Origin of the sequence: Treponema vincentii F0403 (genome assembly GCF_000412995.1) — a bacterium.
In the GTDB taxonomy this organism is placed as follows: Bacteria; Spirochaetota; Spirochaetia; order Treponematales; family Treponemataceae; genus Treponema; species Treponema vincentii.
The window spans coordinates 607,919-631,133 of record NZ_KE332512.1; the positions used below are offsets into that span (position 1 = coordinate 607,919).

The window sequence follows — 23,215 nt, forward strand, 5'->3', positions numbered from 1 at the left end:
TCCTCTAGTTTTCGGTGAAATTTCTGCTTTCGCCGGTTTTCTTTCGTCGAATGACAGGAAATTGTTTTGCAGTATCAAGCAAGTCTTGAATTTCTTCCGCCGAATACCGCTTACCGTGATTTATTCCGGAACAGCTGCGGGCATTTGCATTCCAACGCTGCTCATTTTCGAGTAAATAATCCCAAAACGGATATGAAGAGCATTGAAAAGGCCGATAATTATATGCAATACAGCCATTATTCCATAAGATACAATCATAATTCGGAAGTTCTTTTAAGCAAAGATACTCGTATCCGTCCCCTTTGGGTACCCACCGGCAATATTTTTGAATAAAAACCGGCCGTTCCAACGACGCCCATGTTTGCAAATTTTGAAGATCCCGGGGAGACAAATACACAAATCCCGGATCATAACGGCAACACGCCGAACACTGGCCGCATGAAAAGCATAAACCGCCTTTCCAAAATAAGCTTTGCTGCAAAAACTTCTCCGTTGTAATTATCTTAATTATATATGAAAAATCTTGCCGTTTCAAGCATTTTTATCGGAGTTTTAAGCCATAATTCTTAACAAGAAATTACCTTGTAAGAAATATTTTTCCTCGTAAGAAATATTACAAAATGTCTAATACCATTGACATTACAATATGCATAATCACTCTTGACAAAACAAGGTAGTATGCACTACATTTATAGCATGAAATATGTAGGCTTTACTACATAAAGACAGCTGTTATATGTAGTATATACTATGAAATATCGTTTAAAGCTGGAACAGAAGAGAAGCTGCGACCTAAAACGTGAGCGGCTGATGCAGTTTTTTACACGGGAGTTTATATGAACAAGAAAATACGATGGACGGCGGTGTTTACCGCAATGGCGGTGTGTATTATCGGAGCAGCCGGTATTACAGGATGTTCAAAAAAAGATAATGCGGCGGTAGGCGGCACGGATGCAATGCACCCTAAGCGCGTGGTAACAACGTTTACCATTTTGCAGGATATGGCGCAGAATATCGCAGGAGATAAGATACTCGTCGAATCGATTACCAAGCCGGGCGCGGAAATTCACGAGTATGAACCGACACCGCTCGATATTGTCAAGGCTCAGTCTGCGGACTTGGTGCTGCGCAACGGGTTGGGACTTGAGCGCTGGTTTGAAAAGTTTATGGGCAACGTAAAAGATGTACCGAGCGTTACCTTGAGCGACGGGATTGAGCCGATAGGTATCGGAGAAGGGCCGTACAACGGTATGCCGAACCCGCATTCGTGGATGTCCCCGAAAAACGCGCTTATCTATGTAGAAAATATCCGGAAAGCCTTTGTGAGTTTAGACCCTGCCAATGCGGATACCTACAATGCAAATGCGGCGGCTTACAGCGAAAGTATTAAAAAGATCGATACCTTCTTAACCGAAAAGCTTTCGGAAATTCCCGAATCGCAGCGGTGGCTGGTAACCTGCGAAGGCGCTTTTTCGTACCTTATCCGCGACTGCAATATGAAAGAATTGTACCTGTGGCCGGTCAATGCCGATGAGGAAGGCAGCCCGCAGCAAATTCAAAAGGTAGTCGATACCATCCGGCAAAATAATATTCCCGTCGCTTTTTCCGAAAGCACCATCAGCAATAAGCCGCAGCTGCAAGTTTGTAAGGAAACAGGCGCCTATTACGGCGGTATCTTATATGTCGACTCTTTGACGTATGAAGATGGCGATGCGCCGACCTATCTGAAAATGCTTGAATACAATGCAAATGCAATCGTAAAGGGCTTTGAGGATAGCCGCCGTTGAACATGTACATCCATGTACATGTTCAACATGGAACCACCGCCATCCATGGCGCTGTTGAGCAGTTGCACGTCCGTGTACAACCGCTCAACGATGAGTTTTTGCAAAGCAAAAACTCACTCCTGTATGGAACCACCGCCATCCGTGGCGGTACTGAATGCGCGTTCCGTGCACGAATTGAATAACTGAGCCGAGAAGGAGAGACGTATGGTGATACATTCGCTGCGGCATGCGGCTTATAGTAATAATGGAAGTAGAAATATGGACGGTAAGATAGAGCAGTCCGTTGAGTTGGCGGTACAGGATGTCAGCGTTGCCTATAATAACGGTCATGTTGCCCTCTACGATGCGTCGTTTACCTTGCAGAAGGGGACGATTACCGCATTGGTCGGCGTAAACGGCAGCGGAAAGTCTACGCTTTTTAAGACCATCATGGGTTTTATTAAACCGATGAGCGGCTCCGTAACCATCTGCGGAAAGCCGATCCGTACAGCACAGAAGCAGCACCTGCTTGCCTACGTGCCGCAGTCGGAAGAGGTGGACTGGTCGTTTCCGGTGAGTGTGTGGGATGTGGTGATGATGGGACGCTACGGCTATATGAATTTTCTCCGCATTCCGAGCAAGGGAGATAAGGAAATGGTCGAACGCAGCCTTGAGCGGGTGCAAATGCTCGATTTTAAAGACCGGCAGATCGGCGAACTTTCCGGCGGGCAAAAAAAGCGAGTGTTCCTTGCACGGGCATTAGCGCAGCAGGGAAAAATCATCTTACTGGACGAACCGTTTACCGGCGTAGATGTTAAAACCGAAACCGCCATCATCGAGCTGCTGCGCGAGCTGAAAAACGACGGGCATTTGATCTTTGTTTCTACCCACGACCTCGGCTCCATCCCGGAATTTTGCGACCATGTAGTGATCATCAACCGAACGGTGATTGCCTCCGGAGCCACGGAAACAACCTTCACTGCCGAGAATCTGATCAAAGCCTTCGGCGGCGCACTGCGGAGTATTAAGATCGATCATACCGATAATCCCGAAGACAGCTCACACGAAATTCGCGTATTTACCGACGACGAAGGCGCTCTGATTACCAAGCAGGAAGGTAAACCCTACCTCAAGGGCATCAGAAACACTGAAGTGTCGGTACATTCGCACAGTGAAAAGGAGTGAGAGATGGTTTCGACTTTATTGATTCCTTTTCAGTATGAATACATGATCAAGGCGATTTTGGTGAGCGGATTTATCGGCGGGGTGTGCGCCCTGCTGTCCTGCTTTGTGGTGCTGAAAGGCTGGTCGCTGTTAGGAGATGCGCTTTCCCATGCGGTGGTACCGGGCGTTGCCGCCGCCTACATTATCGGTATTCCCTTTTCGGTCGGCGCCTTTATCAGCGGGATGCTCGCGGCACTTACGATGGGCTTTGTCAAAAATAAGACGAGAATCCGCGAGGATGCAGTCATCGGGATTGTGTATACCACGTTTTTTGCGCTCGGGGTACTGCTGATCTCGCTGTACCCCAGCAACATCAGCCTTACCACAATCATTATGGGCAATATCCTCGGTATTGCCGACCGGGACATTGTCCAAACCCTGATTATTGCAGGCGGCAGCCTTATCATCATCCTTTTAAAATGGAAAGATTTGCGGCTCTTTTCTTTTGACCCGTCGCACGCCCGCGCGATAGGGCTGAACACCAATGCTCTGCACGTGCTGCTGCTGACTCTGCTTGCGGTTACGGCGATTGCGGCGCTGCAAACGGTGGGCAGCGTGCTGGTTGTTGCAATGCTGGTAACCCCGGGAGCTGCCGCCTATCTGTTGACAGACCGCTTCTTAAAGATGATGGGGCTTGCCGCACTGATCGGAACGCTCACCGCTTCGGCAGGAGCATATATCAGCTACTTTCTGAACGGCTCGGCGGGCGGGTGCATTGTTACGCTGCAGTTTTGTTTGTTTTTGGCAATTTTATTCTTTGCACCGCATCACGGCATACTCGCAGCACGGCTCAGTGCAAAACGCTCGATACAAGCGTTTTTTGCACACGCGACAAAAAGGTAAGACTATGACTTGGATGAATTTTTTGGAACCGTTTACATACGGATTTATGGTAAAGGCGCTGGTGATAGCGGCGCTGGTGGGCGGAGTGTGCGCCCTGATTTCGTGTTATCTGATCTTAAAGGGATGGTCGCTGATGGGGGATGCGATTTCTCATGCGGTGCTGCCGGGGATTGTGGGGGCGTATTTGTTGCATATTCCGCTTGGAATTGGGGCATTCGCGGCGGGCTTACTGAATGCGGCGGCTACGGGGTGGATAAAAGAGCGCAGCCGTATCCATGAAGATTCGGTGATGGGGGTGGTTTTTACCGGGCTGATGGCGGTGGGGCTGATTTTGGTGACAAAGGTGAGTTCCAATATCCATTTTATGCACATCCTGTTCGGCAGTCTCTTAGGGATTGAAACCGGCGATATGATCCAAGCGGTTGTGTGTTCTGTGGTAACGCTGGTGTTGGTGATTGTCAAACGGAAGGATATTCTGCTGTATTTATTTGATAAAAACCATGCGCAGGCGGTGGGGTTGAATGTAACGTTTATCCACTACCTGTTTCTTTCGCTGACTGCGCTGACCATTGTAGCGTCGCTGCAGGCGGCGGGTATTTTGCTGACGGTCGCCATGCTGATTATTCCGGGCTGCATTGCCTACCTGCTGACGGATAGGCTGAACCGGATGCTCGTTATTTCCGTCTGCTCTGCGGTGGTCAGTTCTCTGATCGGAACCTACGTGAGCTATTATCTGAACGGCGCAACCGGCGCGTGCATTATTTTAACGGAGTCGTTCTTTTTTGCTTGCGCGATGGTGTTTGCGCCTAAGTACGGTATGCTGGCTCACCGCCGGGCGGCAGTGAAAGCCCGTTTAAAGCTGCAAAAAGCGTAAACGAAAATCGGTGTTGCCCTACTCTTCTTCAGTTGTTACGGTTATCCCGTTCCTCATGAGTAGATCCGCCGTTTTCCCGTTTCCTTCAATTAGTATTCCGGAAAAAGACCCGTCGTAAATCCGCCCTTTTCCGCACGAAGGGGAGCGGGCTTTAAGCAGCGCATCTGTACAACCATACTGCTTTGCTATTTCTAACACTACGGCGGCGCCTTTTTCAAATGCTTCGGTTACGTCGTTGCCGTCGCTGTTGATGACCTTTCCTGCTTTCATTTCTGCCGGCAAGCGCGGTGTCGGTAAACCTCCAAGCTGCTCCGGACAGACAGGTATTGCTTTTCCTTCTTTTACAAGCTGCTGCACGGCAGTATTGATTGCTTTTTTCCCGTCATACCTACAGGGGAATCCTGCAAGGCAGGCGCTTACAATGAGCATAAACGGAACTCTCCTCTTTTCAGGTGTACCATAATTCCTGCATGTCCGGCGCTTCCGATAACGCCGGCACCCCTGATACCCTATCCTTCCTGCGGTTCCGTAGACACGGCCGGCAGCAAGGTGATGGTCGTCAATAGCGGCTGTTTATCGTTTTGAAGGGCAATCGTGAGTACGTTTCCGTCCGTACCGATAACGGCGGTAGTTTCGGGGGTAAACTCACCCGCGATAATTTTAACGGCAAGCACGTCTTCTATTTCGGTTTGCAAAAGCCTGCGCATTGGCCGGGCGCCGAGCAAGGGATCATAGCCGTGTTTTATGCAATAGGCGCGAGCCTCGTCGGTAATCCGAATCTGCAGCTGTTTCGCAGCGAGGCGTCCGGTCAATTTAGCAAGCTCCAGTTCAAAAATCGCCTCTATCTCTTTTTCGGAAAGCGGGGTAAAGACAATCAGCGAATCGAGCCGGTTTAAAAATTCCGGACTGAATACCTTTTTAGCTTCCAGCTCGGCGGACTTTTTCATACTCTGATAATCGATAGTGCGGTTTTCTACCCGTGCAAAACCGAGCGGCTCTTCCATCAAGTTTCTGGTGCCGACATTGCCGGTAAGGATGATCACCGTATTCCGGAAACTGACCGTATGGCCGAGGCTATCCCTCAGCTCACCCTCCTCCAAGACCTGCAGCAAAAGGTTAAAAACATCGGGATGCGCCTTTTCTATTTCATCGAAGAGAACAACGGAATACGGATTCCGCCTGATTTTTTCCGTCAGCATTCCGCCGTTTTCAAAACCGATGTACCCCGGAGGTGCTCCGACTAACCGTGCAACCGTATGTTTTTCCATATAATCGCTCATATCGATCCTGATAAGAGCTTCGGCAGAACCGAAGAGGAATTCGGCGAGCGCCTTTGCCAGCAGCGTCTTCCCTACCCCGGTAGGCCCTAAAAACAGGAATGAACCGATAGGGCGGTCAGCGGACGCAATTCCCGCACGGGAACGGCGCAGCGCATTAGCGATAATACCGATTGCTTCGTCCTGCCCGATGATGGTTTTATGCAGTTCTTTTTCGGTTTCGGCAAGGCGCTTTGCCTCATCGGAACCGACACTTTTGAGCGGAATATCCGTCATCAAAGAAACAGTTTCGGCAATATCGGAGGGGGCAACCTCAAGCATGGTTTCATTTTCCTGATTCAGCCAGCGCATCTTAACCTTTTCCAGCTGTACTTTTAAAAGCTTTACTTCGTCGCGCACAACGGCCGCCCGCTCATAATCCTGCATTGCTACCAAATCTTTCTTTTCACCGGCAAGCTCCGTAATCCGCTGTTCGATAGCGGTTATATTCTGAGGCAGTTCGGTATTATCCATTTTCTTTAAAGCACCGGCCTCGTCCATCACGTCGATCGCCTTATCGGGGAAAAACCGATCCGGAATATAGCGGGAAGAAAGTTCCACAATCTTTTGAATCGTTTCGTCCGAATAATGCACATGATGGTGCTGCTCGTATTTTGCTTTAAGACCTCCGAGAATTGCGCACGTTTCTTCCTTCGTCGGCTCCTTAATCAGCACCGATTGGAAGCGCCGCTCTAGGGCGGAATCTTTTTCAAAATACTTACGGTACTCATCCAGCGTCGTTGCGCCGATGCACTGTATTTCCCCGCGTGCAAGCGCCGGCTTTAAGATATTTGCCGCATCAAGCGCCCCCTGCGATCCGCCGGTACCAATCAGGGTATGCAGTTCGTCGATAAACAAAATGATATTTTTACTTTCGCTGACTTCTTTAATAATGCGCTTGATGCGTTCCTCAAACTGCCCGCGGTACTTGGTACCGGCAATAACGGAGGCAAGGTCGAGCGCAATAACCCGCTTTCCAAACAACGATCGGGGCACCTGTTCATTCACAATAGCCGCAGCGAGTCCTTCAACAATCGACGTCTTTCCGACGCCGGGTTCTCCGATCAGCACGGGATTATTCTTGCTGCGGCGGGATAGAATCTGCATAACACGGCGCATTTCCCGCTCCCTGCCGATAACGGGGTCAAGGAGACCTTCGCGGGTTATCTGCGTTAAATCCCTGCTGAATTCGGATAATACGCTGTGTTTCTTTTTTTCCTGCTGTTGTTTTTCACGCTGCGTATTCGTACCGTACAAGTGCTGTATGGCCTGCTGTACGTCATCCAGAAAAATACCCTGCTGCAAAAAGAAACGCGCAAGAATACTTTCCTGTATCTGGGCAAAAGCAAGAATAAGGTGCTCCGTACCGGCAGCTTCCCGCTGCATTATCCGGGCTTGGGCGGCAGCCGTATCTACAAGCATCTTTACCCTATCCGATGAGGGAATTTCTCCCCTCACCGGTTCGCCTTCCCGTATCGGCGTATTTTGCTCCAACCGCAGCTGCAAGGTTAAAAAATTGACATGGAGATTCTCCAATAACCGATATCCGCGCCCCAGTTTTTTTGTAATGAGCGCAAGCAGTATGTGTTCGGGTTCTACCGTATCGGCATTTACCCGCCGAGCTTCTTGTTGGCTAAACACCGTTAATAATTCATAAAGATTCTGTGAAAGAGTATGCATAATGTACCTCCTCGTCACATTTTAGCGGAACTCTGAATCCGCAGTTCAGCCCGTTTTAAGATTTCCTGTACCAAAATCGCACGGATACGCTCAATGCGAAGTTCATCCATCTGGAAAGGTTCTTCAAGATGGAATGTACCGTTCAGCATCAAAAAGGCAATATGAGCGGTCTGAGTTTGATACAGCAGCGCAAGACAGGCTTCAGTGCTTAACCCTTCAATCATGCCGAGATTGATGCCGAGTTTTATTTTGAATACGAAATCTATCGTATCTTTTACATCAAGTAAATAGGCATTTTTCGCAAGCGTAAAGGCTTTTATAACATCATCTTGGATTCTCCACAACTGGGTCTTTACCAGCGAATCCCGCAATTCCCGTTCTTCATTAACGAGCGCTCTTATTGCCGTCATCATCGTACCGACCTGCACCTCATCGGTATACCCCGCCGCGCTCTTAGAAGATATGAGGTATAAGTAACCGAGCATCCGCTTGGTGTTTTGCGCATAATAAGCATGTACTTCAAAATTTTGCTTTGTAAGCGCCTCTATTTTTTCCTGTATTTTATTGGTCAGCGAATACCCTGGCAGCGAACACAGTACCGAACACTTAATACCGCTGCCGATATTCATCACATCCGAGGATAGATAGCCGAAATCCTGCACTGCGCTGAATTCCAGCGTTTCCGCCAGTTTATCGATAATGTTTTTTCCCAGCATAAAGCATTTTTGAAGTTCAAAACCTGCATAGAATGCCGAAAGCCTAAGGTGATCTTTAACGTTTACGGTTGCCGAAAGGATGCCGTCATCACGGACAATAACCCCCATACCGAAATTCCGATCAAGATTGGGGGGGATGATATTCCGCTCTTCAAAAATCTTTCGTGCGATTGCGTCTAAGGTATCAAGCCGAATGGGATGAAAGCCGTCGATCGGAGGTAAGTTTTGAAAGGCGGAAACTACTGTCCCGTATATTGTTTCCGCCTCGTCTTTATCGAGAGTCGGAGGAAAGCGGTAATTCTTTAGATTGCGGACAATTCGTACCCGCGAAGAAAGTACCGTATCGTTGTCGTTTCCGGAATAGGTGTACCATGCGTTTGAAGCGGCAAACATGCTAGGTTGAAACCTCCTGTTCTTTTATCTTATCACGGAGATATGCCGCTAATTCGTATTCTTCATTCTCCACCGCTTTTTGAAGTTCTTCTTCAAGGCGGTGCAGCGAAAACGCCGTTTCCGAAAATGTTTCCAGCTGCGCGGGCAGACGTCCCGCATAGAAAACTTCGCCGGAACTTTCTTGCATGAGCTTTACTACGGTATCACGGAAATAAAAAAAACAGCGGGGACAGCCGAGCATTTTTTTTTCTTTGACGCGGCTGAGCGGAGTTCCGCAGTCGGGACATACTACCGGACGAACGCTTTCGGCAGCTTCTCCCGAACCGCCTTTTTGAGGCAAAAGGCCGTCAAAAATTGCTTTGAGTGAAAGATGCATTTTCCGGTCATCGGAATAAAGGTGATGCTTTTTAGCGCACGCCCTGCAAAGATACAGTTCTTTAGCCTTTCCGTCTATAATCTGCCGCACAAGCATAGAAGCGCCGTGCTTTCCGCATATCTGACATATCATGCTGCGTTCCTCGTATTTACCCAAGGTTTTCTCCTTTCCGTATACATTGCCCGAATCATACAGACAATGATTGATAAAATCAAGGACACAGCAATAGGGAACCTCTAAAAACTTCAGTTTTTAGAGGTTTTCCTTAGATGTAATTTGCGATGTTTGCTTGTAGGAGCTGCAATGCGCGGGGTTGTCTTTTTCATAGTCCCTGTATATACTGTTTCAATGCTTTTTTATTTATCGGGGCTTCTTTCTTCATTTTATGGCCCTATGCGGCTTTTACAGTCATATCTTGTCCTTATTTCAATTGCATTTTACGTTGGATTTTTTTTAACGGTATTTATCTTACCGCGCTTTTATGCCCGTTTGCCGAAAGACAGAGGAAAGGAATTCGGTATCTCTCCTGAGGCGGCAAAGGGAAAGCCGACCGGCGGCGGCGTTGTCTTTATTACGATATTTGTCGTGATGATTTTCCTGCTGATTATTCCTTCCGGTACGCAAATCGCCGTGCTAATGTTAACATGGCTCGTAATGCTCACAGGGTACCTTGACGATCGCTCGGTTATCCCTTGGGGGGAATACCGGAAAGGGGCATTGGATTTAGTGCTGTCGCTGATTACCACAGCAGTGCTTTTTCATTGGTATTTTGACGATTCCATCTCTTATTGGATTCCGTTTATGAGCCAAAGCATTTCAGTACATCCTGCGGTATTTTTTACCGTATCGGTTTTGATTTTATGGTTTTCCATCAATACGACGAATTGTACCGATGGGGTGGACGGACTTTCCGGCACGCTCATTTTAATGGCGCTTATTTCACTCGGTATGGTGTTTTACTTTATTATCGGAAACGTAAAAGTTTCGGAATACCTGCTTATTCCTCATCGTGTGGACGGTGCGCAATGGGCGCTGATATGTTTCAGCCTTTCAGGCGTGCTGATGGGATACCTCTGGCACAATGCCTATCCGAGCAAGGTGATGATGGGGGATGCGGGGTCCCGCGCGCTCGGCTTTTTTATCGGCGTATTGGTTATTATCTCCGGTAATCCCTTCCTGCTGCTGATGACCAGCGGGATGATTTTGCTGAACGGCGGCGCAGGCTTGGTAAAAGTCGCACTGCTGCGTTTTTTCCATATCCGTATTTTTCGGAACATCCGCTTTCCGCTCCATGATCACATGCGGAAAAACCTTCAATGGTCGTCAACGCAGGTATTGATCAAATTTCTGATTTTACAGCTGCTTATCACGCTTGCCGTATTTGCCGTCCTGTTCAAAATCCGTTAACTGTTTTTTTCGATAGTCTGATAGCCCATGTGCGATACATACAATGCGGAACCGGCCGCAGGAGATGATGAGCCGCTGTTTATACGCAGCCGAGCGCTTATCGGCACGGAAGGTATCGAGCGGCTCCGCAAGCTGCGGGTGGCGGTATTCGGAATAGGCGGAGTGGGAGGGTATACGGTTGAAGCCCTTGCCCGCGCAGGTGTCGGAACGCTGTACTTAATCGACGGCGACAGGGTCAGCCCTTCAAATCTTAACCGGCAGCTCTACGCGCTCCATTCCACTGTGGGGCAATATAAAACTGCTGCCGCGGCTGCGCGTATCGCCGACATAAACCCTGCCTGTACGGTTCATCAGATTATACGCCATATACTGCCCGATGCGGACGGCTCTCTTTCTTTTTTACCTTTTTTATCGGACATCGATTTTATCGTCGATGCGGTGGACACTATTGCGCTCAAGGCGGCACTGGCAGCTGAGGCGGAAGCGCGCGGCATCCCAATCATAGCGGCGATGGGCTGCGGGAATAAGCTCCGCGCGGATTTGTTTCAATTTGCAGACATTTACGGCACTTCCGTTTGTCCCTTGTGTAAAACCATGCGAGGGCTGCTTAAAAAACGGGGTATAAAAAAACTGCGGGTGCTGTATTCGCAGGAAGTGCCTACAGCCCGCAGCCGTCCGCCAAGCTCGGTTTCGTGGGTGCCTGCCGCCGCCGGTATTTTGCTTGCAGGCGACTTACTCAGTCAAGTGCTGCAATATTAAGCGTTGCAGTATTGAGCCCCCATCATCCTCATTTTTCCAACACGGTAATTTCAACGCGGCGGTTCCTCGCCTTATTAGCTTCCGTAGTATTAGGCGCAATCGGTTTTTCCGCACCGAAACCGCGCGTAAAAATATGGTGTTTTTCCCTGACGCCGAGTTCTATCAGGTAATTTGCAACAGCCGATGCCCGCTGTTCGGAAAGCACTTGCCGGTCTTCGGCTCTGCCTGCCAGTGCGGTATGTCCCGAAATCAAGAGCTCATAATCGGGGTATGAGGCCAGTATGTTCCCTATTTTTTTCAGTTTTTCTTTTTCTGCCGGAAGGAGACGCGCCGAATCCGGTTCAAATTGAATATTTTCAAGACTGATAGTAATACCTTCATCGGTTCTTTCTACGGTAGTATTCGGAATACCCATATCGCGGATATTTTTATCCAGTATTTCTACTATTTTTTCCTTATCCATACGCTGAAGGAGCGTTAGTTCCGCCTTTGCGGTACCCCGATATTCTATTACCGCTCCGGTGTTCAATTCCATCAATATGGTAAACACTTCGTCGTAGTAAGGCAGTATGCCTGCTTGATTATCCCAATAGAGGCGCTGTTTTGAATACCCCATCGTGCGGACGGGATACAGCATCGGCAGCGTTGCGCTTCCGTTTCTTCCGTTCCGGATATTGTTCAACGGAATATCGTAATAGAGGTCATAATTTACTTCTATTAACTGATATGTTTTTCCTTCCCGTTCGGCAGGCCCTTGGTAGGTATAGGTAACGTCAATAGGAACGACAAAGGGCTTTTGAATATTAAAGTTATCCCGCAGGTCATGTGCTTCGCTTGCAGAATGCCGCCAACTTTCTCCTTTTTGTACATCATGTTGAGGAAAAACCGGAACATTCCGTACTACCGGCATAAAATACTGTTCGTCGATAGTATAAATACCCAATTCATCTCTGCGGAATACGCTGGGGTATTCGCGCCCCCATGAGAACGTCCGGTTGCTGTTTTGCTCGCTTGTCATAAAAGTACAGGTATGGAGAGCAGAGGCTGGTTTTCCACTTTCCGCCGGTTGGACGTCCGACACTTCGACGGTAACGCGGTTAGTAATATAAGCCTGATGTGCAAACCGTCCGTTCAAGTACACGTCTTCGGTAACCGTAGAATTAATGCGGTAAGTATCGCCGTCTTTAAAATTGAAACGGAAGATTTCGGCATACAGAGGGAAAAAACCGCCTATTACGAAAAAAAGGCCTAAAAAAAGCACGCATACAACATGCTTGCGAGGGAATTTTTTAAACCTATTCATACTATGGGAAAAAGAAAAAAATAATCGCATACCGGTACCGTAATATTTTCATAATTTTTTGTAAATATGTAACCTTTCTTTTTTCGTCTGTTTAAGTGGTGTATATTGCGATACGTGCTATCAAAAGTGTATTCAATGTACCTCCTTTACAGTTGCCCTGTAGGATTTTTTCCTCCTTTTGCCTACAGGGTTTTTTCTTTTAAAAATCACAACCGATCCGGTGCTCTATGAAGGGCATTTAATCTCTCCTCATAAATAAACTACAGGACATCTCTAAAAACCGATTTATAAGGGCGTTATTAAAAAGTCGATTCCTTTAAATAAGGTACATTTTGCATCGAAATAGTACGTTTAAAAGTTGTACGGTCTTTAAAAAGCGGCAAAAGTACGATATAATAGAAATATGCTTATTAATTGGGGGAATTGACCGGCATTTCTCAATTGTTGAAACATCCTTCAAAAGTTTTTATAGGAGATAGTATGCGTAAATATTTTATTGCAGGTAACTGGAAAATGCACAAAACCAAGGGGGAAGCTGTCGCTCTGGCAAAAGGCGTTGTGGAAGCTGTCAAAGGCGGAAAACACAAATACATGATTGCACCGTCGTTTACAGCCCTCGATGCCGTTTCACCGATAGTCAAGGGAACTAACGTTTTGCTCGGAGCGCAGAATATGAGCACCGATGAACAAGGCGCACATACGGGTGAGGTATCTGTATTGCAGCTTAAAGACCTCGGTGTACAGGTTGTTATTCTCGGCCATTCGGAGCGGCGCCATATTTACGGAGAAACCGATGCAATGATCAATAAAAAAGTGCGGCTTGCATTGCAGCACGGGCTGGAAGTCATTCTATGCGTCGGCGAACTGCTGGAAGAACGTGAAGCCGGTCATGCAGAGGCTGTCTGTGCTTCGCAAACCGAAAAAGGTTTAGAAGGCGTAAGTGCACAGGAACTTGCACGGGTTACCATTGCGTATGAGCCGGTATGGGCAATCGGTACCGGAAAAACGGCAACCCCGGAAGATGCCGATGCAATCCATGCGCATATCCGGTCGGTTATTGCGGACTTATATGGAAAGGCCGCTGCCGATGCAATCGTTATTCAATACGGTGGTTCGATGAAGGCGGAAAATGCTAAAGCCTTACTTGCCAAAGAGAATATCGATGGAGGTTTAATCGGCGGCGCCGCCCTTAAAGCCGAAACCTTCGCCCCGATCGCTCTTTGTGAATAACGCGGAACAAGGCAACCGTACCGCTACTATTTTCAAACGGGTGTTTTCTTTTTCATTCGAAATTTTGTTAAAAATTTCGAATGGTTTATTTTAGAAGAAGGGCAACCGCATCAGGTAGGATAGATAAAAATCGCGGAAAAATTGAGACTATGAGACCATTTGAACCGCGAAGAGGTTCAACTCTGGTCGAATAGTCTCAATTTTTCCGCGGGCTTGTTAAAAAAATGCCTGATGCGGTTGCCCTGAACAGTTGATATTGCAAAGAACAACTTTTCCATATATACTGAATTTCGTTATTACTTTATAGGAGGATCTATAATGAACAAGAAAATCCTTGCGCTGTGCGCATTTATGCTGCTTGCTGTTGTCCTGTCCGCACAGACTGTGCAGCCTAAAAAGCAAAAAATTAAGGTTGAAGGGCGCGCAAATGCCTCCCTTTATATGACCGAAATTTACAAGACCGATAACTGGGCTGAATACTATTGTGTATACGAAGAAGATAAGAATACGTTTGACGAAAATGAAGCGGAAAAAGTCATGTACGAATTCTTTTCAAATTACAAACGGGATAATGCCTTTTCTTCCGTCGAAGTTGAAGATTTAAAGGGTGCTACCACCGGACAAAAAACAACAACGATGGAAAAACGCGTCATTTTCCGTCATGTAAACAAACGGTAGACACCTATCCGTTTTAATGTATTTATAGCGTGGTTAATGATTTTTCGAGACGCTGATTAATCCTGAAGCGGGTTAATCGGCGTTTCCTTTAAGGCGCTCATGTATAAATTGTATAAATTATGGAGGTACAGAAATGAAGCCTACACTGTTGGTTTTAGCAGGGGGAATGGGAAGCCGTTACGGCGGCGTTAAACAAATAGATGCGGTTGGAATGCACAATGAAACCCTACTCGATTATGCAGTATATGACGCAGTGCATAACGGGTTCGGCAAAGTGGTGTTCGTCATTAGAAAAGATATTGAAACCGATTTTCGTGCTCGTTTATTTGACCGCATTGCCCGTAATTGCGATGCGGAGTATCTCTTCCAATCCATTGATTCTCTTATTGATCCCAAGATACTGCCGCAGGCGGTAAACCGTAAAAAGCCGTGGGGCACCATCCATGCCGTATTATGTGCCGAAGATTCCGTTAAGGCTCCCTTTGCTATCATTAATGCGGATGACTATTACGGGCGCAAGGCATACAAAACGATGGCCGGACACTTATCGGCGTTGGATACCTATTCCCCAAATCATGCAATGGTCGGCTATATTCTGAAAAACACCATGAGCGAATCCGGTTCCGTATCGCGGGGCGTATGCAAGGTTGACAACGGAATGCTGGTTTCCATGAAAGAGCATACCAAGATTTCCTACGGTGAAGAAAACGGTAAACGAGTCATTCTTTCTCAGCTTGAAGACGGCACGGTGCATCTGACCGGTGAAGAAACCGTTTCTATGAATCTGTTCGGGTTTAGTCTTAAAGCGTTTGAGGGTTTTCACACATTTTTTGAAGAATTTATCAAAAAGAACATTGCGAGCGAAAAAGCCGAATGTCTGCTGCCGGAAGGCGCCAGTATGCTGGTTACGAAGGGGCTCGGTTCAATTAAATGTTATACCACCGATGAACGATGGTTCGGCATGACTTATCCCGAAGACCGCGAAATCGTAAAAAAAGAGATAGCGCAAAAAATTAAAGAAAACTATTATCCCGAATTTCTTTGGAAATAACATATCGTAAGCAGACAGCTGCCGTTTAAGCAACGCTTATCATTAATTCTTGTAAGTTATTACAGTGTAATAACTTACAAGAATACGAAACGGGTAATCGAAATTAAAAACTAACCGTGTATCCTTAAAAATACTGCTGCGCAAGAAACTTTTTGCAGCAAATAGTATGAATACTTCTCTATTCCTAAAAACAGTGCCGTTCATACTATAATTTTGTTTTTGCAGGCGGTATTTTGCATAAATATACCACCGAATTGTAATTTGCTGTTAACAGTATTGAGCAAACGCGTTATCGTGAATGCCTTACGGGACGGTGTGTATGGTAGAGCTGAAAAATCTTAGTAAAACATATCATCTCACAAATCATGTAATTGAAGCGATTAAAGACGTATCGCTTACGGTGAATGACGGTGAGATTTTTGGAGTTATCGGATATTCCTGAGCAGGGGAGTCTTCTCTTGTGCGGTGCGTTAATTTACTCGAAGTGCCCGATAGCGGGACTATTACGGTCAAACGCAAAGCACTGCAGTTTGCCATTCCGAATGACGGTACGAATATGAGCCGCGGTATAAAGCTTTTGGAATCGGCCGGTCTTATCGAAGTAAAGGTTCCCTTAGATTTAATTTGCTATGTATTATGAACAAGACTGAACGAGAGCGCATAACCGCACATATCCGCGAGGATCCTCCGTATATTGTTGCATTACGACGCCACTTTCATAGGCATCCGGAAATTGCAAAAGAGGAGTTTCATACTGCCGAACGGATTGAAGCGGAACTCGATAAGATCGGTCTTGTTCATCGGCGTGTCGGAGAAACCGAGGTATATGCGGAAATCCAAGGGAAAAAACCCGGGAAGACGCTGGTAACCCCGTGCCGATATCGATGCCCTGCCTATTCAAGAGACGCATACCTGCGAATATATGTCAAGTATTCCGGGACGAATGCATGCCTGCGGGCACGATGCTCATACGGCGTCTCTTATTGGTGCGGCACGGATTCTTGCTGCGTGCCGGTCGGCTCCGTGGTAGTAATGCCCGGTCCGAATAACGCGAGTGTCGATTGGTTTAAGATAACGGTACATGGTGCGCCTGCGCACGTGTCGACGCCTCAGCTCGGTGTGGATGCCGTCTATATAGCAAGCCAGATTGTGGTTGCACTTCAAGCCCTTGTTACCCGTTGTACATCCCCAATGGATAATGTGCTTATCGGAGTAGGCAAGGTAACCGCAGGCGACGCTTACAATATTATCGCGCAAAAGGCCGAACCTACGGCTATTGAGGCCTTTGGACAAGAGCACGTAATAACGCAACGTAAACCCTCGCTCGGCGGCGATGATTTTGCCGAGTATATTCTTAAAGTACCCGGCGTATATGCCTATATCGGCAGCGGTAATGCTGCCAGAAAAGAAACTACCGTAGCTCATCATGATTCGATGTTCGATATCGACGAAGACTGCCTAACAACAGCAGTAACGTTGTACGTGCTTTATACATTGGATTATTTAACAGGAGCCGTATAAAACGAAAATCAGCAAACAAATACAAGCGAACCGATGCTTTGACAAAAGCTTCTTTTTCCGCTATCGTTCCTGCCAACTATGAACACATTGACGATAAAAGAATGCACTGATATTGCAGCAAAACCGCCTGCTCAACATTTTTTGCAGAGCCGTTTTTGGGCGGAGTTTAAAAAACAGCAGGGGTGGACATACCGGCAATACGAGGTACATGCAGCCGGCACCCGTTCTTTTTTGCTCACCGTGCTGTTGCGGCAATTAAAACCGTTCGGCTACTTGGCTTATATTCCGATGGGGCCGGATATTCTCATCACCAGTGATTCAAGCCTCCCTGAAACGGCAGAAAAACGGGGCACGTCCCTTGCAAACCTTGCGGAAAAACTGGTGCCGTTATTGCCTCCGTATGTTTTTTTAATCCGGTTTGACCCACCGTGGGAATGTGCAATAAAAAGCGGAAAAGCGAGAAAAGTGCAGGAAGCGTATTCTCAAAACTTTCCGCTTATTCCCTGTACCGATGGTAAGACACCGTGCCGTTTGCGTAAAGCGGTTTCAGATATTCAGCCCCCCGATACGGTGCAACTCGATTTACAGCAGCCTCTTGATGCGCTGCTCAATGCATGCAAACCGAAGTGGCGTTATAATATCCGGCTTGCCGAAAAAAAAGGCGTACAAGTACGCTGTTTTTCCGGCAGCCAAGCGGAAGAAGTTATTCCGGTTTTTTATCAGCTCTACCGAGAAACCGCAGTAAGAGACGGTATTGCCATTCATACCGAAAATTATTACCGATCGCTTTGCCGGCTTGCTGCCGCCCGTGCTTCTGATTCCGAGCACATCCTTATTTCAGTTTATATCGCTTACTTTGAAGAAAAACCGCTTGCAGCAATCATTACGCTTTTTTCTCCTGCCGAAGCGGTATATCTGTACGGCGCTTCCTCGAATGAACACCGAAATCTTATGCCCGCATACCTCTTGCAGTGGCAGGCAATTCAGGATGCTCAAAAATACGGCAGCCGCTCTTATGATTTCTACGGAATTCCCCCTACCGATGACCCCGCCCATCCCATGCACGGCCTTTACCGCTTTAAAACGGGATTTGGGGGAGCTATTATCCATCGGGTTGGAACGCTAGACATTCCCGTACGAGGCTGCCGTTATTGCCTATACTCCTTTGCCGAACGGCTTCGGGCATTTTGGTTTAAAACGCTCAAAAAAAAGCTTCGCGTTCGAAAAACATAATTCCGCGGGTTAAAAAAGACAATCGGGCGGCAACATCCGATACATTATAATAGGGAAATAGTTTCTATACTGAAAGCAGGTTCTTCCCCTGACTCATCAACATGCAAAATATGATATTTGCCGAATGAACCAAAGGATTTTACGGTATACTCTTGGAATCCTGCATAGTCGTAGTATGCTCCGGGATGATAGTGCCCGCTGCAATATAACTTTACGTGTGTCTGTGCAAAAAGCGAAATAAGTTCGGCACGCTCACGGGGATTGGAAAGGCTGAAATACACAATACCGTTACTGTACAGCGGGTAATGGGTAAAAATAAATTTCGTTTTTGAAGAGTCCCGGAATTTTTCTTTTAAGTTATAAAACTGAGGTCTACCTAATGTACCGCTTGCAGTGTCTAAAAAATACCATTCCAGTTTTTTTGTTTCAAAATAATAGGAACTTTTATGCGGATAGCATGTTTGCTGCCACAATTTCCAACCGGAATTATAGAGATCATGATTCCCGACGACATTATACACCGGCATCGGAATATCCCCGTAAGCCGGCAGTCTATTTTCCTCGGCAATGCGCTGTTCAAACGCCTTAACAGTCTCGTATTCAGCCGCAAAACCGTGATGAGCCACATCGCCGAGAATGATACAAAACAGCATCGGTGTTGAATGCGTCTCTCGGTATTGTTTTAAAGAGGCAAAAAACAGTTTTTGCCATGCAGGATGCCTTTTATTCCCAAAATGAATGTCCGCAAGGATCAAGCAATCATATTTTAACGACATTGGACTGCCGATAAACGGAAACTCAACAGCGTTCAGTTTTGCCACTTCCGTTGACCGCGCATCAACGGGATGCGGCCGCCAAAAAGCTTGCTGAACGCCTAATGAGCAACTCATCGAGCTAAAAAACAGAATACAGAAAAGAAAATATCTTATGCGCATTATAATTCCATCCCGATAACGGATTTAATCACAACATTTTCAGGATAGCCCGAAAATGTAAAGAGATCAGAATACCGTAGAATACCTTCTAAACCGAAATACAGACCTTGAGGAAGCTGATCGCCGCGGGACCGGTAATAGAGGTCAATGCTAAAGGAAGGATTTGCAAAAACCGGATAAAGGAACCGTTCGTACGAGCTGATACCGCCGCCCAGATACCATTCCTTTTTGATAATACCGGTAAAGTGCACGGCAAATGTTATCGACGGCTGACTAATAACAATGGTACGGCTATGCGGCACAGAAGCGCGTATCCACTGATACATATACCCTGTCTGCGCAAAGAAAATAAAGGCGTCGGGCAACGTCAGTGTATACTCAAAAGAAGCTAAAAGATCATGGATAGAGCCGATGGTATAGAGATAACTAAAATGATACGTTGTGCCTACTCCGATTTTATGCCGGAGATTATGAAGAGGGGTATACAAGGCTTTAAGGAGAACATCGGTATTTGCAGACGTAATCTGAATCCCTACTGCAGCTTCGGCAAAGCGGCAGGAATACTGCCCCAATATGTCAAAATAAAAAATATTCGGTTCCAACCCTTTTTTAATATTGAAAGAAGCTGCAGTGCTGACGTCAAACATCCCCCTGTCCGCTTTTTCATTCCCCAAGAGGGGTTGAGCGAAGCAATATTGTACTAGCAGTAAGATACTAAACGATGTAATCTGAGAAAGGCCTTTGATAATCTGTACTTTTAAAAATTTTTTTTGACACCACGGTAATTTTGATATTATGCAGAGCATAGGCCGCATTATATTGATAAAAGAAGAAACAGACAAGAGCCCGCATAGTCCCCTCAATGAAGCCTCTATGGAATATTTGACAGCAGATAGCGCTCCGTATATAGTAGGAACATGAGATGCGGATAGAGAGGATTTACGTGCAAAAGTTTTATTTTTCTAAAGTATTAGGAGCCGGTTTTATCATCGCAGTTATTATGCTGACAAACAGCTGTGTATCGCATCCCCCTAAGCATGATACCCAAGCCTTCGGCGCCATCGGAACGGAAGCGGACATGTATGTATTTGCTCCTGTGTACGGGAATGAACCTTTACTGCAGACCGTACTTACCGCTTTCGTACCGGAGAAAACAGCGGCGCAATACCTTGATAGGACGTCGGCGTTGTATATCGGGGCGGAGTACGGAGCCGTTCCGTCTGTAACCGTTATATCTACCGGGTCTTATCCTACCAGTTTGGGTGATTTACTGTTTTCAAAAAAAGACGGCTGGGAAAAACATAAGGCAACTGCACTCAGCAATACCAGCTATTATTCTTCTGCGGTTGCGGATATACTGATGCGGGAAAGGACAGCCTTTATGCTATTAGGTACCGAACAGCGGAATACGGCGGCGTTTTTGCAACACATAGCCGATCCTCGCCCGCCTATCTTCCCTCCTCGGTTCCAAGCGCTACCCGAATCCGGCAGCATCAGTGAAATCGGTCTATATACCCGGTCGGGAAGCCGCCTGATAACCGCCATGCTTGGCTTAGATGGGGTCGATCTTCCGATACGATCGATAGAACTCTATCTGAAAAAAAATATCGACTCTGTCTATAAGTGTTCTGCAGCATTTGAGGCGGTTGATGCCCGTTCGGCACTCGTCATCAGATTGCTTCTTAGCCGTAGTATGGCCGGAGAATTTTCCGTGCAAGGCTCTTCTGTTTTCGTAGAAAATGCCGATATTACAGAAAAAGAATTGATTAAATTATTGCAGGGCGTCTTTGCAGCATATCATTTTTAACAGCATAAGCGTTGTTTAGCACTGCCCTGACTTATTTCTATTAACCGATGAGGTACGTATGCCTACTTATGACTATATGTGCGATTCTTGCAAGATAACATTTGAAGTTCAGCACAAAATGACCGATAATCCCGTCATTGTTTGTCCGCAATGCGGAGCACCCGCCCACCAAATATTGTCTGCAGGATTTGGGTTAAACTTTACCGGCAAAGGCTTTTACCAAACCGATACACGGAACACGGCATCATCGGTACCTTCTTCCGCAGGAAAAACCGATAGAAATCCTGCTGCGGCCGAAAAAAACGTTACGACGCCGCATAGCTGCACCGGCGGCTGCGGTTGCTCAAACAGCTGTGCTTGTTCAAGCTAATCATATGAATAAACAACCTAAATTTTTTTGTGAAAATTGTAATGCAGAAGTTCGCCGTGATGCAGTAATCTGCCCGAATTGCGGTCGTTTTTTTGCCTCGGTACGTTGTCCTGCCTGTGGATTTACGGGAACTCACAAAGAATTTAAAGACGGATGCCCTTCATGCGGTTACGCGTTTAGTCCTGATGTGCAAGAGAATAAAAAACATAATGTAAAAAAAAGAAAAAAGAAATTTCGTATTGTTCAGTTTACCGGACATAAAGATACTACCAGTACCGATACCGATCCTTTACCTTTGTGGGTATACGGGCTGGTTCTTTTACTGTGCGCAATCCTCACCCTCATTTTCATCTTATATTAAAAATGGCAATCTTCCCCTTGCACTGAAAGCAGTAAAAATGCTATAGTGTGGAAATTTTGGGCAAGTGCCGGCGGCATAGCTCGGTACTGCTTGTATATTTCGGTGGAGGTTTTGATGAAAAAAATCTATCAGGTAGATGAAAAAGTACCGGCAAGTCTTTTTCTTCCGCTCAGTCTGCAGCACACATTTGCAATGTTCGGTGCATCGGTTCTGGTTCCCATTATTTTCCAAATCGATCCGGGTATAGTACTGCTGATGAACGGAGTAGGCACGCTGCTTTTTATCCTTATCGGTAAGGGAAAAGCACCGGCTTATTTAGGTTCAAGTTTTGCGTTTTTAGGGCCTGCCGGACTGATTATTTCAAGCATGGGATTTCAATATGCGCTCGGTGCCTTTGTGGTAACGGGACTGCTTGGATGTCTTATCGCTTTGATTATCTATAAATTCGGTTCATCATGGATTGATATTATCCTACCCCCTGCAGCAATGGGTTCGGTCGTTGCGCTTATTGGGTTTGAATTGGTAGGACTTACCATCCGTGGCGGCAATATCGGCGCCAATATTATGACCGATAGCGTTGCTACCGCAGATATCGTCGTCTTTTTTATAACCCTCGGCGTTGCAGTATTCGGGTCGGTGCTTTTTAGAGGCTTCTTTTCCACTATTCCAATTCTTATCGCAATTATTGCCGGATACGCAGCTTCCGTCTTTTTTGGATTAGTCGACTTTACACCGATTAAAGAAGCGGGACTTTTTACCCTTCCCCATTTTCAGCTGCCTAAATTCGACATCAAAGCAATTTTAACAATGCTTCCGGTACTGCTTGTCATCACCAGTGAGCATATCAGCCATCAGGTAGTTACCTCAAACATTATTAAACGCGACCTTCTTAAAGATCCGGGATTACACCGCACTATCTTTGCAGACAACTTCTCCACAGCGCTTTCGGGTATGGTCGGCGGCGTTCCCACGACAACATACGGGGAGAACATCGGTGTTATGGCTGTTACCGGTGTATACAGCGTGTACGTTATCGGGGGAGCAGCCGTCATTTCCATCCTGATGGCCTTTATCAGCCCGCTTGCAGCAATTATTCAAACCATACCGGGCGATGTTATCGGCGGCGTAACGTTCTTATTATACGGTATGATCGGTGCATCCGGTATCCGGCTCTTGGTTGACTCAAAAATAGATTATTCCAAACCGAAAAACTTGATGCTGACATCCGTTGTCTTTACAACCGGATTAAGCGGCATATCCATTAGGCTGGGACAAATCGAGTTTAAAGGCATGGTACTTGCCTCCGCCGTTGCGGTATTGATGAGTTTAATCTTTTATATCTTTGAAAAAATAAACGCCTTAGAATCTTAAA

At 46.5% G+C, this 23,215-nt stretch carries 26 protein-coding genes; 18 read left to right on the forward strand and 8 right to left on the reverse strand.

Going from position 1 to position 23,215, the window contains the following annotated elements; all coding sequences use genetic code 11:
• Window positions 1-4: 4 nt before the first annotated feature.
• Window positions 5-481, reverse strand: coding sequence for a YkgJ family cysteine cluster protein (locus HMPREF1222_RS02770; protein WP_016518120.1), 477 nt, complete (start codon window positions 479-481; stop codon window positions 5-7).
• Window positions 482-836: 355 nt separating this feature from the next.
• On the opposite strand from HMPREF1222_RS02770, the gene HMPREF1222_RS02775 reads away from it, so the two are divergent.
• From HMPREF1222_RS02775 to HMPREF1222_RS02795, 5 genes are read left to right on the forward strand one after another with little or no spacing between them, the layout of a single operon-like run.
• On the forward strand, window positions 837-1,787 hold the full coding sequence (locus HMPREF1222_RS02775) for a metal ABC transporter substrate-binding protein (RefSeq protein ID WP_006189282.1): 951 nt from the start codon (window positions 837-839) through the stop codon (window positions 1,785-1,787).
• The gene (locus HMPREF1222_RS13030; RefSeq protein ID WP_215904682.1) at window positions 1,784-1,969 is read left to right on the forward strand and encodes a hypothetical protein; all 186 of its coding nucleotides are present in this window, start codon (window positions 1,784-1,786) and stop codon (window positions 1,967-1,969) included. The genes HMPREF1222_RS02775 and HMPREF1222_RS13030 overlap by 4 nt, the downstream gene beginning before the upstream one ends.
• Window positions 1,970-1,991: 22 nt before the next feature.
• On the forward strand, window positions 1,992-2,951 hold the full coding sequence (locus HMPREF1222_RS02785) for a manganese/iron ABC transporter ATP-binding protein (RefSeq protein ID WP_016518122.1): 960 nt from the start codon (window positions 1,992-1,994) through the stop codon (window positions 2,949-2,951).
• A gap of 3 nt (window positions 2,952-2,954) precedes the next feature.
• Window positions 2,955-3,833: a metal ABC transporter permease gene (locus tag HMPREF1222_RS02790; RefSeq protein WP_006189279.1), complete on the forward strand. Its 879-nt coding sequence runs from the start codon at window positions 2,955-2,957 to the stop codon at window positions 3,831-3,833.
• A gap of 4 nt (window positions 3,834-3,837) precedes the next feature.
• Window positions 3,838-4,707, forward strand: coding sequence for a metal ABC transporter permease (locus HMPREF1222_RS02795; protein WP_016518123.1), 870 nt, complete (start codon window positions 3,838-3,840; stop codon window positions 4,705-4,707).
• Window positions 4,708-4,725: 18 nt separating this feature from the next.
• On the opposite strand, the gene HMPREF1222_RS02800 is transcribed toward HMPREF1222_RS02795, so the two are convergent.
• The 4 genes from HMPREF1222_RS02800 to HMPREF1222_RS02815 form a co-directional block, all read right to left on the reverse strand.
• A complete protein-coding gene (locus HMPREF1222_RS02800; protein WP_016518124.1) occupies window positions 4,726-5,136 on the reverse strand; it encodes a 2-thiouracil desulfurase family protein in 411 nt (136 codons plus the stop codon).
• 80 nt (window positions 5,137-5,216) lie between these two features.
• Window positions 5,217-7,703 (reverse strand): ATP-dependent Clp protease ATP-binding subunit, encoded by a 2,487-nt coding sequence (locus tag HMPREF1222_RS02805; protein WP_016518125.1) that lies wholly within the window; start codon window positions 7,701-7,703, stop codon window positions 5,217-5,219.
• Between the two features lie 14 nt (window positions 7,704-7,717).
• Window positions 7,718-8,812, reverse strand: a complete 1,095-nt coding sequence (locus HMPREF1222_RS02810; protein ID WP_016518126.1) for a hypothetical protein — start codon at window positions 8,810-8,812, stop codon at window positions 7,718-7,720.
• A 1-nt stretch (window position 8,813) separates the two neighbouring features.
• Window positions 8,814-9,344 (reverse strand): UvrB/UvrC motif-containing protein, encoded by a 531-nt coding sequence (locus HMPREF1222_RS02815; protein WP_155997547.1) that lies wholly within the window; start codon window positions 9,342-9,344, stop codon window positions 8,814-8,816.
• Window positions 9,345-9,536: 192 nt separating this feature from the next.
• On the opposite strand from HMPREF1222_RS02815, the gene HMPREF1222_RS02820 reads away from it, so the two are divergent.
• Window positions 9,537-10,595 carry a phospho-N-acetylmuramoyl-pentapeptide-transferase gene (locus HMPREF1222_RS02820; protein ID WP_196799947.1) on the forward strand — a complete coding sequence of 353 codons (1,059 nt, stop codon included), beginning with the start codon at window positions 9,537-9,539 and terminating at the stop codon, window positions 10,593-10,595.
• 27 nt (window positions 10,596-10,622) lie between these two features.
• Window positions 10,623-11,354 carry a tRNA threonylcarbamoyladenosine dehydratase gene (locus tag HMPREF1222_RS02825; RefSeq protein ID WP_016518129.1) on the forward strand — a complete coding sequence of 244 codons (732 nt, stop codon included), beginning with the start codon at window positions 10,623-10,625 and terminating at the stop codon, window positions 11,352-11,354.
• Window positions 11,355-11,382: 28 nt separating this feature from the next.
• Here HMPREF1222_RS02825 and HMPREF1222_RS02830 read toward each other — a convergent pair whose 3' ends face one another.
• Window positions 11,383-12,687, reverse strand: coding sequence for an OmpA family protein (locus tag HMPREF1222_RS02830; protein ID WP_016518130.1), 1,305 nt, complete (start codon window positions 12,685-12,687; stop codon window positions 11,383-11,385).
• A 450-nt stretch (window positions 12,688-13,137) separates the two neighbouring features.
• On the opposite strand from HMPREF1222_RS02830, the gene tpiA reads away from it, so the two are divergent.
• The 7 genes from tpiA (at window position 13,138) to HMPREF1222_RS02865 (ending at window position 18,370) form a co-directional block, all read left to right on the forward strand.
• Complete coding sequence (gene tpiA, locus HMPREF1222_RS02835; protein ID WP_016518131.1) at window positions 13,138-13,887, forward strand: triose-phosphate isomerase; 750 nt, start codon at window positions 13,138-13,140, stop codon at window positions 13,885-13,887.
• Between the two features lie 318 nt (window positions 13,888-14,205).
• Entirely contained in the window at window positions 14,206-14,565 is a 360-nt protein-coding gene (locus HMPREF1222_RS02840) for a hypothetical protein (protein WP_006189267.1), read from the forward strand.
• Window positions 14,566-14,698: 133 nt separating this feature from the next.
• Window positions 14,699-15,616 (forward strand): nucleotidyltransferase family protein, encoded by a 918-nt coding sequence (locus HMPREF1222_RS02845; protein ID WP_006189266.1) that lies wholly within the window; start codon window positions 14,699-14,701, stop codon window positions 15,614-15,616.
• A 298-nt stretch (window positions 15,617-15,914) separates the two neighbouring features.
• Window positions 15,915-16,058, forward strand: a complete 144-nt coding sequence (locus HMPREF1222_RS13035; RefSeq protein ID WP_244870103.1) for a methionine ABC transporter ATP-binding protein — start codon at window positions 15,915-15,917, stop codon at window positions 16,056-16,058.
• Between the two features lie 18 nt (window positions 16,059-16,076).
• Window positions 16,077-16,256: a MetQ/NlpA family ABC transporter substrate-binding protein gene (locus HMPREF1222_RS02855; protein WP_016518132.1), complete on the forward strand. Its 180-nt coding sequence runs from the start codon at window positions 16,077-16,079 to the stop codon at window positions 16,254-16,256.
• The gene (locus tag HMPREF1222_RS02860) at window positions 16,253-17,137 is read left to right on the forward strand and encodes a M20 metallopeptidase family protein (protein ID WP_016518133.1); all 885 of its coding nucleotides are present in this window, start codon (window positions 16,253-16,255) and stop codon (window positions 17,135-17,137) included. Before HMPREF1222_RS02855 ends, HMPREF1222_RS02860 begins: the two co-directional genes overlap by 4 nt.
• 78 nt (window positions 17,138-17,215) lie before the next feature.
• Window positions 17,216-18,370, forward strand: coding sequence for a lipid II:glycine glycyltransferase FemX (locus HMPREF1222_RS02865; RefSeq protein ID WP_016518134.1), 1,155 nt, complete (start codon window positions 17,216-17,218; stop codon window positions 18,368-18,370).
• 44 nt (window positions 18,371-18,414) lie between these two features.
• Here the strand turns inward: HMPREF1222_RS02865 and HMPREF1222_RS02870 are convergent, their stop codons facing one another.
• A complete protein-coding gene (locus HMPREF1222_RS02870) occupies window positions 18,415-19,305 on the reverse strand; it encodes a metallophosphoesterase family protein (protein WP_016518135.1) in 891 nt (296 codons plus the stop codon).
• The gene (locus tag HMPREF1222_RS02875; protein WP_155997549.1) at window positions 19,305-19,952 is read right to left on the reverse strand and encodes a hypothetical protein; all 648 of its coding nucleotides are present in this window, start codon (window positions 19,950-19,952) and stop codon (window positions 19,305-19,307) included. Before HMPREF1222_RS02875 ends, HMPREF1222_RS02870 begins: the two co-directional genes overlap by 1 nt.
• A 296-nt stretch (window positions 19,953-20,248) precedes the next feature.
• Here HMPREF1222_RS02875 and HMPREF1222_RS02880 point away from each other — a divergent pair, with 296 nt between their 5' ends.
• From HMPREF1222_RS02880 to uraA, 4 genes are all read left to right on the forward strand, one after another.
• Window positions 20,249-21,112: a hypothetical protein gene (locus tag HMPREF1222_RS02880; protein ID WP_155997668.1), complete on the forward strand. Its 864-nt coding sequence runs from the start codon at window positions 20,249-20,251 to the stop codon at window positions 21,110-21,112.
• A 58-nt stretch (window positions 21,113-21,170) separates the two neighbouring features.
• Window positions 21,171-21,482, forward strand: a complete 312-nt coding sequence (locus tag HMPREF1222_RS02885) for an FmdB family zinc ribbon protein (RefSeq protein ID WP_016518138.1) — start codon at window positions 21,171-21,173, stop codon at window positions 21,480-21,482.
• Between the two features lie 4 nt (window positions 21,483-21,486).
• Window positions 21,487-21,843, forward strand: a complete 357-nt coding sequence (locus tag HMPREF1222_RS02890; RefSeq protein ID WP_006189257.1) for a double zinc ribbon domain-containing protein — start codon at window positions 21,487-21,489, stop codon at window positions 21,841-21,843.
• 114 nt (window positions 21,844-21,957) lie between these two features.
• Entirely contained in the window at window positions 21,958-23,214 is a 1,257-nt protein-coding gene (uraA, locus tag HMPREF1222_RS02895) for a uracil permease (protein WP_016518139.1), read from the forward strand.
• Window position 23,215: the final 1 nt, after the last annotated feature.